This window comes from Bradyrhizobium sp. Tv2a-2 (assembly GCF_000472425.1).
In the GTDB taxonomy this organism is placed as follows: Bacteria; Pseudomonadota; Alphaproteobacteria; order Rhizobiales; family Xanthobacteraceae; genus Bradyrhizobium.
Genome location: NZ_AXAI01000007.1, coordinates 271,159 through 287,281 on the forward strand (window position 1 = coordinate 271,159; position 16,123 = coordinate 287,281).

The window sequence follows — 16,123 nt, forward strand, 5'->3', positions numbered from 1 at the left end:
GAAGAAAACGCGTCAAAACAAGAATCTAGAGCCCCGGTTCTGATTCAATCAGATACGGAAATGCTCTAGGCTTCGCCCGATAGGCGGCAGGTTGTGTCATGCGGTCTCGTGTCAGACACTTCGCCCATATCCTCGAGCGTATCGGACTTGCGATGGCCGGCGCGGCCTGCGGGCTGTTCGTCTCCGCCCATGTTGGCTCGGCGGTCAGCGCGCTGACCTCGCAGGGTTTTCTGCTCAGCATGATGGTGGTCGGCGCAATCGGCTTCTATCTCGGCATCGATACGCCGCCGCTGCCGTTCCATGACGAGGAGGTGGCCGAGCCCAAGGTGGATTCGGCCGAATTCCTGAGTGCCTTCGGCACATTCCTCGCCACGCTCGCCGCCTTCTCTGCCGTCGGCATCATCATCCTGCGCCAGGAGCCGCACATCTTCCTGACCTACCTGATCTTGGCGGGTTGGACCATCGGGATCGCCATGCAGATCGTCGCCGGCGCGATTGCGCGAGCGCGCGCTTGAGCCTACGCCCCATCAGCCCGCCTTGCGCGCGTGATGGCTGTGCAGCTTCGAGGCCAGCAGCCGGCGCCATTCGTTGAAGTCACGGCTTGCGATGTCGCGTGGTCGCTTCAGATCGATCGCATATTCGCTGTCGATCCGCCCAGGGCCGGGCGACATCACGACCACGCGGTCGGCGAGAAAGATCGCTTCCTCGATCGCATGCGTGACGAACAGCACCGTCAGTCCGGAGCGCGACCAGAGCTCCACCAGCTCATCCTGCAGCCGTTCGCGCGTCATCGCGTCCAGCGCGCCGAACGGTTCGTCCATCAGCACAAGTTCGGCGTCACTGGCGAGCACGCGTGCGATCGCGACGCGCTGCTTCATGCCGCCGGAGAGCTGGTGCGGATAGACATCGGCAAAATTCTGCAGGCCGACCAGCTCGATGAAACGCTCGGTGGTCTCCTTGATCTCCTGCTTGGGCCGTCCGCGCGATCTCGGACCGAAGCCGACATTGTCGCGGACGGTGAGCCATGGAAAAAGACCGTAGTCCTGGAACACCATGCCGCGGCTTGGACCGGGGCCTGCGATCGGCATGCCCCACATCAAGGCTTCGCCCGTCGTCGGGATCTCGAAGCCCGCTGCAAGCCGCAACAGCGTGGACTTGCCGCAGCCGGAGGCGCCGATCAGGCAGATGAACTCGCCCTTCCGCACGGAAAGATTGGCGCCGCGCAGCGCCTCGATGGCGCGGCCATTTTGCGCAAAGGTCTTGCCGAGATTGTGCATCTGGAGAATGGGCACCTCAGCCATGCGACGGGCTCCAGGCGAGCAGCCGTTTTCCGAGCAGCATGATCAGCTGATCGGACAGGAAGCCGAACACGCCGATCACGATCATCCCCGAAATCACGATCTCGGTGCGGGAGAGCTGCCGCGCCTCCATAATGATGGCGCCCAATCCCGTCTGTACGCCCGTCATCTCGCCGACCACGATCACGACCCAGGAAAAGCCCAGGCCCAGCCGCAGACCGGTGAAAATGGACGGCAAGGCGGCCGGCAGCACCACGCGGAAGAATTGGGCGGAGCCGGTGCAGCCGAGCATGGACGCCGCCTCGAACAGGCGCGGCTCGACCGCGCGGACGCCGAAAATCGTGTTGACCAGGATCGGGTAGAACGCGCCCAGAAACACCAGGAAGATCGCCGAGCGCGGGCCGATGCCGAAGATGATCATGGCAAGCGGCAGCCACGCGGTGACGGGGATCGGCCGCAGGATCTGGATGGTCGGATCAACCAGCTCCCGCACCAGTCTCACCCTGCCGATCAGCATGCCCAGAGGTAGCGCGACGAAAAGCGCCATCGCAAAGCCGCCATAGACCCGGCTCATCGAAGCAAGCAGGTGAATGTGCAGCGTGCGGCTATAGGCATCGTCGTTGATTCCACCGAAGGCGAGGTCTTCCAGCTCCTGCCACACGTCATAGGGCGGCGGGATCAGGCTTGCCGGCCGGCTCACTGTGGCGAAATGCCAGAATGCGAGCAGCGCGAGCGGAAAGGCAATGGCGAGCAGGACGGGCCGCAGCCGCAGCCATCCGCCTTCGCCAAAACTTCGGCGGATAGGCTGCCGCGTCGCCCGCTCCCGCGCGACCAGCTGATCGGTGTCCGACGCCAGTGTGCTCACAATGTCACGTCGGCTGCACCGCATTGACAAAGCTGGTGTCGATGAAGGTTGCGAAATCGGGGACGCGTTTGATCTGCTTCAACGCCAGCATGTGCTCGGCGTAGATCTTGGACTCCTCGACTTCCTTCGCTCCGAGCCGCCAGTTCAACTCGACGTTCGGCACCGAGGCTTCCAGCGCCTCCTTCTTCTGCCCGAGCTTTTGTGCCGCCATTGCGATCAGCGCGTCCTTGTTGGATGCCGCGTAGTCGGTGGCGCGCTGGTGGATGCCGATCATCACCTTTACGAGGTCCGGCTTCTCCGCGATCGTGTCGTGATGGGTGCCAAACACCATGTTGAGCGAGCCCATCGGCGTCGAATAGGGATATTCCACGAGCTGGCCGATGCCGGTCGAGAGCGACACGCCGGGCCCGGGTTCAGCGCCTACATAGGCATCGATGTCGCCGCGGGCCAGCGCAATATGCATCTCGCTGAAGGAGACGCGCACCGTCTCGACGTCCTTGATGGTCATGCCTTCCATGCGCAGCCGTTCCAGGAAGAACACTTCCTGGGTCGTGCCCGGAAATAGCGCAACCCGCTTGCCTTTCAAATCCTTCAGCACGTTGATGCCGGAATCCTTTTTCGCGATGATCGCCATGCCGCGATTGCAGGTCGACGCAATCACCACGACTGGCTCGCCGGCCGCTGCGCCCAAAATCGCCGCCGCAATGCCGAAGGCGCCGAAATCGGCCGATTTGGTCATCACCGCATTCTTGCATTCAGTCGGCGTTTCGAACGGCAGCACCTCGACCTGGTAGCCCGCGGGCAAGAACTTTTCATAAAAATACGGCGCGATGGAATGAATGAGTTTCAGGGCGCCGACGCGGATCACGGTGGGCGCCGCTTCCGCCAGCAGCAGGGCGGGCGCTGCGATCAGCCCGGCGCCGGCTCCCGTCAAAAGGCTCAAAAAATCACGGCGGTGAAATGGCTTGATCATCGGCCTCAGCTCCTTTGCTGCTCTGCAGGAATGCAACAAACGTGCCGTGCTAGGCGACTTCTTGCGCAGGCCTTAACCACGTCTCCCACAGGAAAGGCCGGGACGGGATCCATGCTGCACATGGGGCCATTATTCCGCCGCAACCGAGGCGGGTACTTCCGTGATTATAAAGAGCGGCGGCAACGAAGCCGGACGCATAACAAAACAACTGATGGGGAATCGGTCATGGAACTCGGTTATTTCGCGATGCCGTCGCATCCGCCGGAATGTGGCTTGAAGGAGGGCCACGACTGGGACTTGCAGGTGCTGCGCTGGCTGGATGAACTTGGCTACCAGGAGGCCTGGATCGGTGAGCATCACACCGCGCCCTGGGAGCCGCATCCGGCGCCCGACCTTCTTGTCGTCGAGGGCTTTCGCCAGACCACGAATTTGCGCATCGGTCCCGGCGGCTTCTTGTTGCCCTATCATCACCCCGCCGAGCTCGCGAACCGCGTCGCCATGCTCGATCATCTCTCACAGGGCCGCCTGAATTTCGGCGTTGCCGCCTCCGGCCTGCCGAGTGACTGGGCCATGTTCAATGTCGATGGCATGAGCGGCCAGAACCGCGACATGACGCGCGAGGCACTGGAGATCATCCTCAAGCTTTGGAACGACCCCGCACCGTTTACCTACACCGGCAAATACTGGACGGTGACCAAGCCGGATGTGATGTTCGATTTCCTCAAACCGCATCTCAAGCCGCTGCAGGCGCCGCATCCGCCGATCGGAGTCGCGGGCCTGTCGAAAAACTCCGACACGCTCAAGCTCGCGGGCGAGCGCGGCTTCATTCCGATGAGCCTCAACCTCAACCCGGCCTATGTCGGCAGCCACTGGGATTCGGTCGAAGCGGGAGCGGCCAAAACCGGCCGCAAGCCGAGCCGGCGCGACTGGCGGCTGGTGCGCGAGGTGTTCGTCGCCGACACCGATGACGAGGCGTGGCGGCTTTCGGTCGGCGACATGATGGGCCGCATGATGAGCGAGTATTTCCTGCCGCTGCTCGGCCATTTCGGCTTCAAGGATTATCTGAAGGCCGCGCCTGATGTCGCCGACAGCGATGTCAATGTCGAGTATTGTGCGCGCCACAATTGGATTGTCGGCTCGCCCGCCACCGTCACCGACAAGATCGAGAAGATCTGGCACGAGGTCGGCGGCTTCGGTGCGCTGCTCGTGTTCGGCTTCGACTACAAGCACAAGCCGGAAGCGTGGCACAATTCGCTGCGGCTTTTGAAGCATGAGGTGCTGCCGCGGCTAAAACATCTCGACGCAGGCCTGGGTAAAGCGGCCTGACGGGGCGTAGGGGAAGCGAGGCGGCGGGGGAGCGCCGCCTCGCTTTGTTTTGCCGATGCCATCGCGCATTGCCTGCCTGCACATCCAGGTTTTGGGGGAGGCCCGTTCGCGTTGCTGCTCGCAATGACAGTCGAGATAATGGATTCGTATCTGGCTATGTCCCTGCCGGCCGATCGGCTCACGCGCCGATCACGTTCGCGTGTATCCTGGCATCGCCTTAAGACATCCGTAAACCGTACCCGGTGTCACGCGGGCGTGAAGGGCGTGTGACGTGACGGCAAAGGCACAGTTCGGCCGAAATCGTGCGCGGCGCAACATTACAGTCTGTTTCCGGGGAACAGGTATAACTATGATACCCGTCATCTGATCCGCGCGATGGTACCTCCTGCCGTTCGCGCCAACGAGAAGACAGGACGCTATGTTGACTAGCAAAAACTTTGCCCTGCTCGGCACCGTCGCCGGGCTGTTTATGGCTCAATCGGCCTACGCGGCAGACCTGCCCATCAAGGCCAAGGCGGTTGAATATGTGAGGGTCTGCAGCCTCTATGGCGCAGGCTTCTGGTACATCCCGGGCACCGATACCTGCATCAAGATCGGCGGCTATCTCCGCGTCGATACCACCATCAACGGCGGTGGCGCGCACGGGCAGCCGGCCTGGAGCGGTGATTCCGGTCAAGGGAACCGCTTCTACGACTACTTCATTTCCCGCTCGCGTATGGCGCTGACCGTCGACACCCGCACCGCCACTGAGTACGGCCTGGTGCGTACGTTTGCGCAGGGCGACTTCCAATTCAACAATTTCGGCTCGACCAATCCCTCGACGATCGGCGCTGCGCCGACCGCCCTTGGCGGCGTCAGCGGTACGTTCCTCAACGGCGTCGGCGGCGGTTATGTCGCGGTCGAATACGTGTTCATCCAGTTCGCCGGCTTCACCTTCGGTAAATCGGCGTCCGCCTACGCCACGCCCTGGCAGGGCTTCCCAGGCAACAACTCGTCCTTCCTGCTGGGCGGCCAGAACACCGATACCGGTGTCAACAACATCCAGTACACCGCGCAGTTCGGCAACGGCGTGTCGGCCTCGGTCGGGCTCGATGATCCGACCGTCTGGGACCGCACGCCGCTCTACAATCTGGCTTTGGGGGTTAGCGGCAGCGGAACCGGCACGAACGCTTATGCCGGCTGGAGCGTTCCCGACATCGTCGGCAACGTCAAGGTCGACCAGGCCTGGGGCTTGTTCCAGTGGTCGGCGGCCGCCCATTACGTCAGCGGGTCCTACAACGTGCTCGGCGCGGGCGGCGCCCCCGTCTCCGGTGCGACCGCTCTGACCGACTCGATCCTGTCCGGTCACCCCGACTCGAAGTTTGGCTTTGCCACGATGATCGGCGTGAACATCAAGAACATCCCGACCGGTGCCGGCGACGACATCAAGTTCGACGCCAGCTATGCCAAGGGCGCGACCAAATACGTGATCGGGACCTCATCGACGTCGCCGAGCTTCGCAATGTTCGGCGGTACCAGCGGCCAGTTCGGCTCGAACGGCAGCGTCGGCTTCGGTCCGACCAGTGATGGCACCTGGTTGCCGACCGCGTTCGGTGGCGACGGGAACATCCACCTGACCACGGCCTGGGGCGTTCGCGGTGCCTTTAACCACAACTGGGATCCCTACTGGTCGACCAGCATCTACGGCTCCTATACCGGGGTGAACTATGACAGTGTGTCCGCGGCCAATTACTGCACGGCCTTTGCCGCCAGCCACCCCGGCCGGGTCGCGGTGTTCGGTGGTGTCGCCGGTACGTACACCTGCAACCCCAACTTCAACACCTCGCAGCTCGGTGTGGTGACGCGCTGGACGCCGGTGAAGAACCTGACCTTCTCGGGTGAAGTGCAATGGTTCCACCTCCAGCAGAAGATGCAGGGCAGCTCGGTGTTCACGCCGACCGCTCCGCAGCCGACTGCGCTCTACCAGTTCGCGAACCAGGACACCCTCTTCCTGCAGCTCCGCGCTCAGCGGAACTTCTGAAGTCTCGAGCACTTGATCGCGTCACGCTGTGGCGCGATCAAAGCCTGGAAACGACAGACGGCCTCTCCCGTACCGGAGAGGCCGTTTGCATTGAGCCAAGGGCCGCCGCGTACGCCACGTCGCGGCTCTCCTCATTTCAATAGCACCGCATTTCAATAGCACCGCGTGACGTTGACGATGCGCTCGGCGCCGCTGCGGCCGGGGACCGTGACAGGTTCATCATGGCAGCCCGGGACGTAGGGGCGGTCGGACGGCGCGACCATCGGCGGGAAGCGATGGGCCCAGTCCCAGGGGACGTCATAGGTATAGGTGTAGCGGACGTCGTTCGACACGGGCGGCGCGACGTTGCCTAGGGGTTCGCTGTAGGACGCCCCATTGCCAAAGTCGTCATAGCCCGGCCAATAGCTGAAGACGCCGTTATTCCGGCGGAAATGTCGGAATGATCCGGCAAACTTCGGATGCGGGGCGGCGAAGGCCGCGCGTGGCCCTGCGCCGGATCCAGCGGCCGCCGCGTTCGCGGACAGCGCGAGCGCAAGCACGCCAAGGGAGGCGGCAAACGCGCCGTACATTTTACTAGTCATGGCACGCACCAATGTTAGTTAACGAGCAGCTTAGCGCCTCGACGCTAGGCCGGTGCCATCGCGCCCGCAAACCCATAATTAATCAATGGTTAAGGCGTAGTGTTAACGGGGCCGCGGCTGGCAGCCGACGTGAGCGGCGTCCGCCCCCACAGGACGGCCGCCGCCACTGATCACGCGTGCTGCTCCACCAGCGTAAGTTGCGGAACCAGCTCCTTGCCCCGCGTCTCCGGGCTAAACAACAGCGTCACCACGAAGGCGACCGCCGCGCCCGTCGTTGCGATCAGCATCGGCATGGTGAAGCCGAGCGGCTGGCTGGCTGCGAAATAAGTCAGCACCGGCCCGGTGAAGCCGGCCCAGATCGCGCCCTGGTGATAGCAGAAGGCCGATGCGGTGGCCCGCACCTCGGTCGGGAAGCGCTCGGTGAGATAGGCCGGGTTCTGCCCATAGATCGCGCCGAGGAATGCGCCCTGCACGATGAAAGCGCCGGCCACCACCGGATAGGAGTCCGACAGCAGGTAGAACGGCGTCACCAGGGCGCCGATCGCGCCCGGGATGATCATCGCCCAGCGCCGGCCGAGGATGTCGGCGACATAGCCCCACATGCCGCTCGCCAGGAAGGCGACCAGGTTGGCCATCGCGATCGGCATCGCGACCATCGCGGCGGTCAGATGCATATCCTTCTGCAGATGCGTGGCGAACATGCCGTAGACCGAGTAGTAGATCACGAAGCTCGCTGCCATCCACAGGCAGGCCATGAGGGTGTTGCCGAGGATGCGCGGGCGGAAGATCTCGAGCAGCGGCGCGCGAAATTCCTGGTTCTGCTCGCGCTGCATGCGGCGGTTCTCCAGCCAGACTTTGGGCTCCTTGACGTAGATGCGGATCCACACCACGGCCAGCGCCGGCAGCACGCCGATGATCAGAAGGCCGCGCCAGCCGATCTTGTCGTAGAGCAGGCCGTAAGCGAGACTCGACAGCAGGAAGCCGATGCTCCATGAGCCCTGCAGCAGGCCGCTCATCAGTCCACGCGAACGCGCCGGCCAGGATTCCATGGCAAGCGCCGCCCCCGCCGGCCACTCCGCGCCCATGCCGATGCCGAGCAGCGCGCGGAACAGGAACAGAAACGCGAAGCTCGGCGCGATGCCGGCGAGGAAGTTGCAGACCGAGTACCACAGGATCGAGATCATCAGCGGCGTCTTGCGCCCGATGCGATCGGCGAGCCAGCCGGAACCGACGGCGCCGACCAGCCGCAGCCATAGCGTGACGGTGAAGACCGCCGTCACCTCGATCAGCGGCACATGGAAGCTCTCCGCGATTGGCACCATGATCAGGAGGAAGATGGTGAAGTCGAACGCATCCAGCGTCCAGCCGAGCCAGGCCGCGATCCAGGCGACCCATTGCTCCTTCGTCGGCTCCTTCCACCACGGCACTTGACCGGGCCCGTCAGCCGTCATCGTCATCGCGTGCTCCTCCTTGGGCTGTGATTAGATCGGGTTGTCTCCACGTGCTGCTTGATGTGTTGTTTTGCGCGATCGTCGCCGCCGCGCTTGTATCGATGTTTCCGCATCGAAGGTTCATCTCTCCCCAACCCATGCGGGGAGGGGGTTGCTTCAGCGATTCAAAGGGTCTCCGACTCGCTTGGCCTTATACGGTCCAGTATTGCGGATGCGTGTACGACTGCGAGCGATCGCCCCAGTCGAAATCCTCGCCGTCGAACTCGCTTGGCCCCGCGCTGAGCTCCTCCAGCGTCAACGCGGCCGCGAAGGCCTGGCGTGCGGGATCATATTTGAGCGCATTCCACGGCAGCGGATAGTGATGATGGCTGCCGAACAGCCCGCCGGTCTTGATCACCGCATAGGCGACCCGGCCGCTCAGCTTGTCGAGCATCAGCCGCTCGATGGTGCCGAGCTTTGCGCCGTCGCGTCCGTAGACGCCGACATTTTCCACGCGATCACTGGGGACCATGGTGTGTGACATGGCGTCCTCCCTGTTCTCTTGCGCGGCGCGACTATAGCACTGTTCCAAACCGGCGTCGTGCGGTATGCGCTGCAGCAAGAGCGGAAAGCGGCCTTCTACCAGGAGTCTTGTTCGCCGGCTTATCCCATGCGGTTCTTCGCCGGCCGCAGTGGCACAACGATGACTCACCGCCGCCACAACTTGCGCCAATGTGGGGATGTCGTGCACGGCCGGGAGGCGTTGGTGGAGCCGATGATCGCGACCGCCGCGCGGCCCGTTTCCGTGTGAAGGTCGATAGTCCAAGTCTGTCGCCGCGCCACCGGCGCGTCCGCGCCGCTTGCAGGTCTGGAGGGCGGGAAGTGATGATCGAGGTGAAGCGCTGCGCAAGGCGGCACCTAGCTCGGCTCGGGCCCAACCGGCATCGGCACCGTCTCGAATGTCCGCGGCAGATTGACTGGCCGATAGTTCGCCACCGCGTCCATCCGTTTCAGAACGGATTCGTGAATGAATGCGCCCTCCGGAATCAGCCGCGGTTCTGCAGCCGGGATGTAGAAGCCGAAACGTGATCGGCGTTTGGGCCATTCCTTGTACCTGTCCGGCTTGGGGATGTATTCGAGCAGGCCCCAGCCCAGCGTCATCGGATTGTGATTATGGAGCTCGCCCCGAAAGGAGGGTGCGACATAGGAGAACGGGCTGCCTTTGCGCTGCACGCCCCAGGCGAGCTCCTTGACCATCTGCTGATTGACGGAAAGGCCGCATCGTGTCGCCTCGTCGATCATCCAGAGCAGGGGATATTTGGAGAGCGCGCTATCTTTTTCAGGAATTTCGCCGTCGGCGCCGATGTCCTGGTGCCCGCCGGCGAACCAGACTTGCTTGATGTCCTGCGGCTCGACGTCGGCCCCGTTATCGCGATCGGGAGCGAAGGTCTGCGGCTCGTTCCATTCTTTCAACCGGAACATCCTGCGCTGCTCGTCGATCGAGATCGCTTGTCTGAAGATCTTCACGCTGGGATTCGCAACCGTGAAGGCCAGCTCTTCCTGGCTCGGCCAGTAGAGCCGGTCGGGTCGCGGGACGATGACGCTCGCGACCGTATCCCAGACGCCGACAAAGTGAATGGTTGGCCAGCGCGCCGACAGGATGCGCGCGAACTGGGTCGCCTGGTCGTAGCGGCTGTCAGGCAGAGGCCCCTCCTCATCGCTTAGCCCGTTCGGCGCGAGAGGATTCGGCGTTGCCTGTTGTCCGTTGCCGCCGAACTGCCTGTAGGCGGTCAGTCCGGCGCCCGCGAGATTGATCTGCTGCGGCCAAATCAGGCCAACCTTGTGGATCAACCCCGCCACGGCACGCACCGTGTAGGCGCCGCGGCTGAAGCCGAAAAGATAGATACGGTCGCCGTCCTCGTAATTGCGGACGATGAACTCGTAAGCGCTCAGCACATTGTCATCGAGGCCGTAGCCAGTGACGAGACCGAGGAGGCTGACGAATTCCTGTGTCAGCTTGCGCCAGGGGTCCGGCCGCACCAGCGTGCCGACACCGGGATGATAGTACACGGCCTGGACCGGCTGGGCCCTGTGCGTCTTGCGCACGCAGCGATACAGTTTCAGAACGTTCGAAATGTTTTCGCTGATCTCGTTGCCCGTCGCGTCGCAGCATATGACGATGTTCTTCATCGTGCCCCCGATGTCACTTCCGCGAACACATAGCCAGGTTTTGATTGGTTGTCGGGTAAACACTGGCGGAGCGGTGGAGGCTTGACGGCAGCGTGATGTCATGGCGGGTCGGGATGACGGGCATTCGTCCGATCGAAGCAAACGGCGCACATCTTCGTGTTCTCGCGACGGATTCCGCCCGAGCTTTGCATCATCTCGTACCCTCTTCGAGTTGAGAGGGCGCAGGGAAGGCCGGGTGGCCGCTGCACCCGGGGCCCTCGCGCAGAAAAAAATGTGCGCGAGCGCGAAAACCACAGGCACAGGCGGTGATCACACCGGCCTGGTTTACGGCTTATACGAGCTCTCCTCGGTGAACCATTCCGTTTGCCACCGTTGTCGGCGCAATGCGCAAGCATCGTCGCCAACGTGACGCCGGACATTGGGGCGCCAGGACCACACGATTTCGCCGTCCGCAAAAGCGCCGCTCGTCAGTCAGCGCCCTCACGTCCACCGCATCCCCGCCTCACGTCTCGTGACGACCGCGATCCGTCCCTCCGCAAGCGAGGCGGGATGAATGGACGATACATCCGATTCTATATTTCGGAAAAACGAAATACTTTCACGTGGGACGATTGACAGGGTTTGTCAGGCCGCGCCCGTCGGGCAAATCAGTTGGCGAGATGGCAGCCGCGCCTCACCTCGCCCCGCTTGCGGGGAGAGGTCGGATCGCATCGAAAGATGCGATCCGGGTGAGGGGTTCTCTACGAACCCGGCAAGCGGACCACGCACGCCTCTGCTATGGGTCCGCGCACGGAATTGCGTCACCTTGGGCAGATCGTTGCCATTGCCGCGCCGACAGTTTCTGCTAGTCGCGCGCCGCCCGTACTTCGTGTTCGAGGACGAATTGAAGCGCGGCGAGCTGGTCGAGGTGATGCTCGAAGCTGATTTCCAGTACGAGTGCCTGGATGCTGAGTACAGCAGCGTCCTGACGCTCACCGATCATCAAGGCGATCGCGGGGTTTGCGAAGGAGGGATGAGGGGGCGCCGGTGCGGAGAGCCAGGGTTGAGGGCTTCCAAGCCGGACAAAGCTCTACAGCTTGTCAATGTTCTTTATTTGTTCTATATTGCTACTTAAGATAGTGCCGTTCGGAAGTGAAATGCGGGTTGAAGCTACTCAATTGATTTTGTCCTTTCGATCTAATGCGTGAGCGTTGGGGAAACTTATAAACAAGTTGGCGGTATCCCAATTGTTCGGCGCAAGGGAAAAGAGTGAGAGTTGCGATGGCAGAAACCCAGATCGAGTGGACCGATGCAACTTGGAATCCCGTCGCAGGTTGTTCGATTGTCAGCGCGGGATGCACTAATTGCTATGCAATGGAAATGGCGCGGCGTCTGCATGCGATGGATGTAGCAAAATATAAAGGACTAACCCGTCGAAGTGGGAAACGCACAGTTTGGAATGGGATAGTGCGCGAGGATGCGGACGCACTGGCTATCCCGTTCAGTTGGAAGAAGCCGCGGAAGATATTCGTTAATTCCATGAGCGACCTCTTTCATGAGCGCGTGGGTGACGGGTTTGTTCAGAAAGTCTGGGATGTTATGCGGGCCACGCCGCATCACCATTATCAAATTCTCACTAAGCGTCCCGAGCGAATGGATTTGCTATTGCGGTCGAAAATCCCCGACGTGCTACCTAATGTTTGGCTCGGCACTAGTGTGGAGAATGAGGATGTAATTGGTCGCGTGGACTATTTACGACATGTGCCAGCGGCTATCCGTTTCATTTCGTTTGAACCGCTGATCGGATCAGTGGGTGCGGTCGACCTGCGCAATATCGACTGGGCTATCGTTGGCGGTGAGAGTGGTCGCTCCGCCCGACCTATTAGAGAAGAATGGATCGACGAAATTTACGAACAGTGCACGCTACACGGGGCCGCCTTTTTCTTTAAGCAGTGGGGGGCTTGGGGGAAGGACAATAAACGTAGATCAAAAAAGGCTAATGGTCGCGAATACCGCGGGACGCATTGGGATCAGATGCCAAAAGCGGCTGTCGGCGCATAAATTCCCATGGTGAAAAAGGACTACGCTTGGACGTCCGGCGCGAAACTTGACGAGCATTCGAGGCGCAAGCACAAGGTTGTCCGCGAGTATTTCACTCGATACTTGGCAGTCCGCTGCCAGATGCCCGTCCAGTCTCGATTTCGGCTCGCCGTGGTCGACGGATTCGCTGGGGCTGGCGTCTATGATGATGGCTCGCCGGGCTCGCCTATTATCTTTATCCAAGAGCTTCGGACGGCAGTCGAAGTATTTAACTTGAGACGTCGATCTGAGGGTATGGCGCCTCTGAATATCGAGTGTCTCCTACTGCTAAACGACTATGATCCGGACGCCGTTAGCCTTCTGAAAGAAAATGTTTCGTCCCTGGAGGCCGACATAAAAGAAAACGTTCGGCAGCTACATTTGCGCATCGAGTATTTTAATGAAAGGTTCGAATTGGCGTATGCCGAAATCAAGGATCGACTGATCCGAGGCCGCTATTCAAATGTGCTCTTTAATCTTGATCAGTGCGGCTACAGTCACGTGGAATTTAAGACTCTTGCGGACATTATGCAATCATTTGCCTCCGCCGAGGTATTCTACACGTTCGTCATATCCTCGCTGTTGGCTTTTCTTCGGAAAGATGATGCACGGCTTCTGACTGAAAGGTTGCGTCCCCTTGGCGTAGGCGCTCACCAGCTCGCAGCCCTCGATGGTATGATGAACAACTCAAAATGGCTGGCCACTGCGGAGCGGATCGTTTTCGACGCTTTCAGAAATTGTGCTCCTTACGTCAGTCCGTTTTCAATCAACAATCCGGACGGTTGGCGCTACTGGTTGATACACTTCGCAAATTCTTATCGTGCCCGACAGGAATACAACAACGTTCTCCATGATAACAAAACTGCTCAAGCCCATTTCGGACGATCGGGCCTTGACATGCTGGCGTATGATCAGGCGCACGAAGGAGCGTTGTATCTTTTTGACGATCAAGGAAGGCAACAAGCAATTCGCGAGCTGCACGACGACATTCCGCGGGTAGTCGGCGACTTCGGCGATGCAATCTCGCTTCTTGAGCTTTACCGAAGCATCTACAACAAGACGCCTGCCCACATGGATGACATTCATGCGGTGATGATTGAGAATCACGATTTGGAGGTCATCACGTCAAACGGCGCATCACGCCGCAAACCGAAGTCAATCAGAGCTGAGGATATTGTTAGACTAAAGAGGCAACGAACGTTTCCGAACTTCTTTGGCGCTAACGACGGCAAAAAGAAATAGAGGCTAACCTGCGCCGCGTGACGGGACTGCTACGTACAGACATGGATGTCGAGTTCGTCGACTATCACTAGCGTCCGGACGGCGAAGGAGAATTGAATATGGCCAAGAAGCGTCCCCCGATGCATCCCGGCGAAGTTCTCCGGGAGGAGTTCTTGATTCCATTAGGCCTATCGGCCGGTTCGCTTGCCAAGGCGTGTGGCGTGCCCCGCACGCGCATCGAAAGAATTGCCAATGAAGAAACCTCAATCACGGCGGATAGCGCGCTGCGGCTCGGCAAGGCACTCGGCATGTCTGCTCAGTTGTGGCTGAACTTGCAGAATGAGTTCGATATGCGAACGGCGAAAAGCCGGATCGGGAAAGAACTGGAGAAGATCAGCCTGGTGACTGGACGCGAGGCCGCGTAAGCAACCAAAAACGGCCGGGTCTTCCGACCCGGCCGCCACTCGAAACTCAACTCTGTAAGCTTACGCTACCAGACGCGTACGCGTCCCTAGCCCCAGCTCTAAAACTCTCAGCTCGCCTTCTTCTCCGGCACGTTCGCCGCGGCCTTCTTCTCGATCTGACGCTTCAGCTCGAGCGCGCGCGGGGAGAGGCTGTCTGCCTTCGCCTTGCGCAGGAAGGCATCGAGGCCGCCATTGTGGTCGACGCTCTTGATTGCGTTGGTCGAGACGCGCAGGCGCACGTTGCGGCCGAGTGCATCGGAGATGAAGGTCACGTTGCACAGGTTCGGCAGGAAGCGCCGCTTGGTCTTGATGTTGGAGTGGCTGACCTTGTGGCCCACCTGGGGGCCCTTGGCCGTGAGTTCGCAGCGCCGTGACATGTCAAAATCCTCTTCCATCCCCGCAAAGGCTTGTGCCCGTCATCGGGCCGCCGCAGGGGTCAAAATTCGTCTCGTCCTACCGGGAGCGGCGGACGTATAGGGCCGGACGCGCGTTCCGTCAAGGTTTTGACATGCGAGGCGACGTCTGCGGAAACGCCCGATCTGGCAGGCATTTCCAGCGGTTAAGGACCATATAAAGGGCACATTCGACCCCGATCCTGAACCCCTCGCGAGTTCCCGGCCGGGCATATTGGCCCAGATAAGGACCGGGCGGCGCATTGATGACCCCAGTTCTTACATTGATGGCTTTTGCAACGCGCCGACGACAGGACTGCCATTCAGTGACGAGACATCGCAGGTTTTCGGCTCTTCTGACAGCGGCACGGCGCTCAGGTCCAGGCTTAAGTCTCTGCACCAGCTTGGCTTTTACTGCGCTTGCGCAAGCCCCTGCGCACGCCCAGGCCCGTCTCGACGCTCAATATGAGGCGACGTTGGCCGGCATTCCGGTCGGGCGCGGCTCCTGGACCATCGAGATCGGCGACGACCAGTACACAGCCTCCGCCTTCGGTGGCACGAGCGGGCTGTTGAAGGCGATCTCCAACGGCTCCGGCACCGGCGCCGCGCAAGGCCGTGTCGTCAATGGCGCGCTGATCGCGACCAATTATTCGGCCTCGACCACCACCTCGAAAAAGACCGAGGCGATCCACATCACGCTCGCCAACGGCAACGTGAAGGAGTCCGGCATCGACCCGACCCCGCCGGTCGATCCCGATCGCGTTCCCGTCACCGACGCGCACAAGAAAAACGTGTTCGATCCGATGACGGCCTCGCTGCTTCGCGTGCCGGGCAATGCCGATCCGCTGTCGCCCGATGCCTGCCGCACGGGGGCTGCCGTGTTCGACGGCCGCATGCGCTATGACCTGACGCTTGATTTCAAGCGCATGGAAACGGTGCGGGCGGACAAGGGCTATCGCGGCCAGGTCGTGGTCTGCGCCATCTATTTCAAGGCGGTCGCGGGCTACATCCCCGACCGTCCGGTGATCAAATATCTGCAGTCGGCGCGCAATATGGAGATCGCGTTCGCGCCGATTCCCGGAACGCGTTTTCTGGTGCCGTTCCGCATGGTGGTGCCCACGCCGCTGGGAACGGCGATGCTGGAAGCTACGCAGTTCATCACCCAGGCCAACCCGCATTCGCCGAAGACGCAGTAGCGTTTGTGGCTGCCGTCATTTCCGGGGCGACCGCGCCGGCGGGCGAAGTCTGATGTGCTTTTGCACGTCCGAATCTTGCGAATCTTGCGCCACAACCTCGAGATTCCGG

Annotated in this window: 16 protein-coding genes; 7 read left to right on the forward strand and 9 right to left on the reverse strand. The window is 61.1% G+C overall.

The window, feature by feature from the left end; genetic code table 11:
- Positions 1 to 98 precede the first annotated feature (98 nt).
- Entirely contained in the window at positions 99 to 515 is a 417-nt protein-coding gene (locus tag A3AI_RS0116390) for a hypothetical protein (RefSeq protein ID WP_024516635.1), read from the forward strand.
- A gap of 12 nt (positions 516 to 527) precedes the next feature.
- On the opposite strand, the gene A3AI_RS0116395 is transcribed toward A3AI_RS0116390, so the two are convergent.
- The 3 genes from A3AI_RS0116395 to A3AI_RS0116405 form a co-directional block, all read right to left on the reverse strand.
- Entirely contained in the window at positions 528 to 1,301 is a 774-nt protein-coding gene (locus A3AI_RS0116395) for an ABC transporter ATP-binding protein (RefSeq protein WP_024516636.1), read from the reverse strand.
- Positions 1,294 to 2,100: an ABC transporter permease gene (locus A3AI_RS0116400; RefSeq protein WP_051382426.1), complete on the reverse strand. Its 807-nt coding sequence runs from the start codon at positions 2,098 to 2,100 to the stop codon at positions 1,294 to 1,296. Before A3AI_RS0116400 ends, A3AI_RS0116395 begins: the two co-directional genes overlap by 8 nt.
- Before the next feature lie 67 nt (positions 2,101 to 2,167).
- On the reverse strand, positions 2,168 to 3,136 hold the full coding sequence (locus A3AI_RS0116405; RefSeq protein WP_024516638.1) for an ABC transporter substrate-binding protein: 969 nt from the start codon (positions 3,134 to 3,136) through the stop codon (positions 2,168 to 2,170).
- A gap of 225 nt (positions 3,137 to 3,361) precedes the next feature.
- On the opposite strand from A3AI_RS0116405, the gene A3AI_RS0116410 reads away from it, so the two are divergent.
- Together A3AI_RS0116410 and A3AI_RS0116415 are read left to right on the forward strand one after the other, a co-directional pair.
- The gene (locus tag A3AI_RS0116410; protein ID WP_024516639.1) at positions 3,362 to 4,462 is read left to right on the forward strand and encodes an LLM class flavin-dependent oxidoreductase; all 1,101 of its coding nucleotides are present in this window, start codon (positions 3,362 to 3,364) and stop codon (positions 4,460 to 4,462) included.
- A gap of 418 nt (positions 4,463 to 4,880) precedes the next feature.
- Complete coding sequence (locus A3AI_RS0116415) at positions 4,881 to 6,482, forward strand: porin (RefSeq protein ID WP_024516640.1); 1,602 nt, start codon at positions 4,881 to 4,883, stop codon at positions 6,480 to 6,482.
- A gap of 152 nt (positions 6,483 to 6,634) precedes the next feature.
- On the opposite strand, the gene A3AI_RS0116420 is transcribed toward A3AI_RS0116415, so the two are convergent.
- The 5 genes from A3AI_RS0116420 to A3AI_RS47560 form a co-directional block, all read right to left on the reverse strand.
- On the reverse strand, positions 6,635 to 7,063 hold the full coding sequence (locus tag A3AI_RS0116420; protein ID WP_024516641.1) for a hypothetical protein: 429 nt from the start codon (positions 7,061 to 7,063) through the stop codon (positions 6,635 to 6,637).
- 170 nt (positions 7,064 to 7,233) lie between these two features.
- Entirely contained in the window at positions 7,234 to 8,520 is a 1,287-nt protein-coding gene (locus A3AI_RS0116425; protein ID WP_024516642.1) for an MFS transporter, read from the reverse strand.
- Positions 8,521 to 8,704: 184 nt separating this feature from the next.
- A complete protein-coding gene (locus tag A3AI_RS0116430; RefSeq protein ID WP_024516643.1) occupies positions 8,705 to 9,037 on the reverse strand; it encodes a PRC-barrel domain-containing protein in 333 nt (110 codons plus the stop codon).
- Between the two features lie 374 nt (positions 9,038 to 9,411).
- Positions 9,412 to 10,683, reverse strand: a complete 1,272-nt coding sequence (locus A3AI_RS0116440; protein ID WP_024516645.1) for a T6SS phospholipase effector Tle1-like catalytic domain-containing protein — start codon at positions 10,681 to 10,683, stop codon at positions 9,412 to 9,414.
- An 844-nt stretch (positions 10,684 to 11,527) separates the two neighbouring features.
- The gene (locus A3AI_RS47560; RefSeq protein ID WP_156927805.1) at positions 11,528 to 11,665 is read right to left on the reverse strand and encodes a hypothetical protein; all 138 of its coding nucleotides are present in this window, start codon (positions 11,663 to 11,665) and stop codon (positions 11,528 to 11,530) included.
- 278 nt (positions 11,666 to 11,943) lie between these two features.
- On the opposite strand from A3AI_RS47560, the gene A3AI_RS0116450 reads away from it, so the two are divergent.
- The 3 genes from A3AI_RS0116450 (at position 11,944) to A3AI_RS0116460 (ending at position 14,387) form a co-directional block, all read left to right on the forward strand.
- Positions 11,944 to 12,723: a DUF5131 family protein gene (locus tag A3AI_RS0116450; RefSeq protein ID WP_024516647.1), complete on the forward strand. Its 780-nt coding sequence runs from the start codon at positions 11,944 to 11,946 to the stop codon at positions 12,721 to 12,723.
- Positions 12,724 to 12,729: 6 nt separating this feature from the next.
- Positions 12,730 to 13,983, forward strand: a complete 1,254-nt coding sequence (locus tag A3AI_RS0116455) for a three-Cys-motif partner protein TcmP (RefSeq protein ID WP_024516648.1) — start codon at positions 12,730 to 12,732, stop codon at positions 13,981 to 13,983.
- A 98-nt stretch (positions 13,984 to 14,081) separates the two neighbouring features.
- Positions 14,082 to 14,387 (forward strand): HigA family addiction module antitoxin, encoded by a 306-nt coding sequence (locus tag A3AI_RS0116460; protein ID WP_024516649.1) that lies wholly within the window; start codon positions 14,082 to 14,084, stop codon positions 14,385 to 14,387.
- A gap of 107 nt (positions 14,388 to 14,494) precedes the next feature.
- Here the strand turns inward: A3AI_RS0116460 and rpmB are convergent, their stop codons facing one another.
- Complete coding sequence (gene rpmB / locus A3AI_RS0116465; protein ID WP_024516650.1) at positions 14,495 to 14,803, reverse strand: 50S ribosomal protein L28; 309 nt, start codon at positions 14,801 to 14,803, stop codon at positions 14,495 to 14,497.
- Positions 14,804 to 15,105: 302 nt separating this feature from the next.
- Here rpmB and A3AI_RS0116470 point away from each other — a divergent pair, with 302 nt between their 5' ends.
- Positions 15,106 to 16,014 carry a DUF3108 domain-containing protein gene (locus A3AI_RS0116470; RefSeq protein ID WP_084800940.1) on the forward strand — a complete coding sequence of 303 codons (909 nt, stop codon included), beginning with the start codon at positions 15,106 to 15,108 and terminating at the stop codon, positions 16,012 to 16,014.
- Positions 16,015 to 16,123 lie beyond the last annotated feature (109 nt).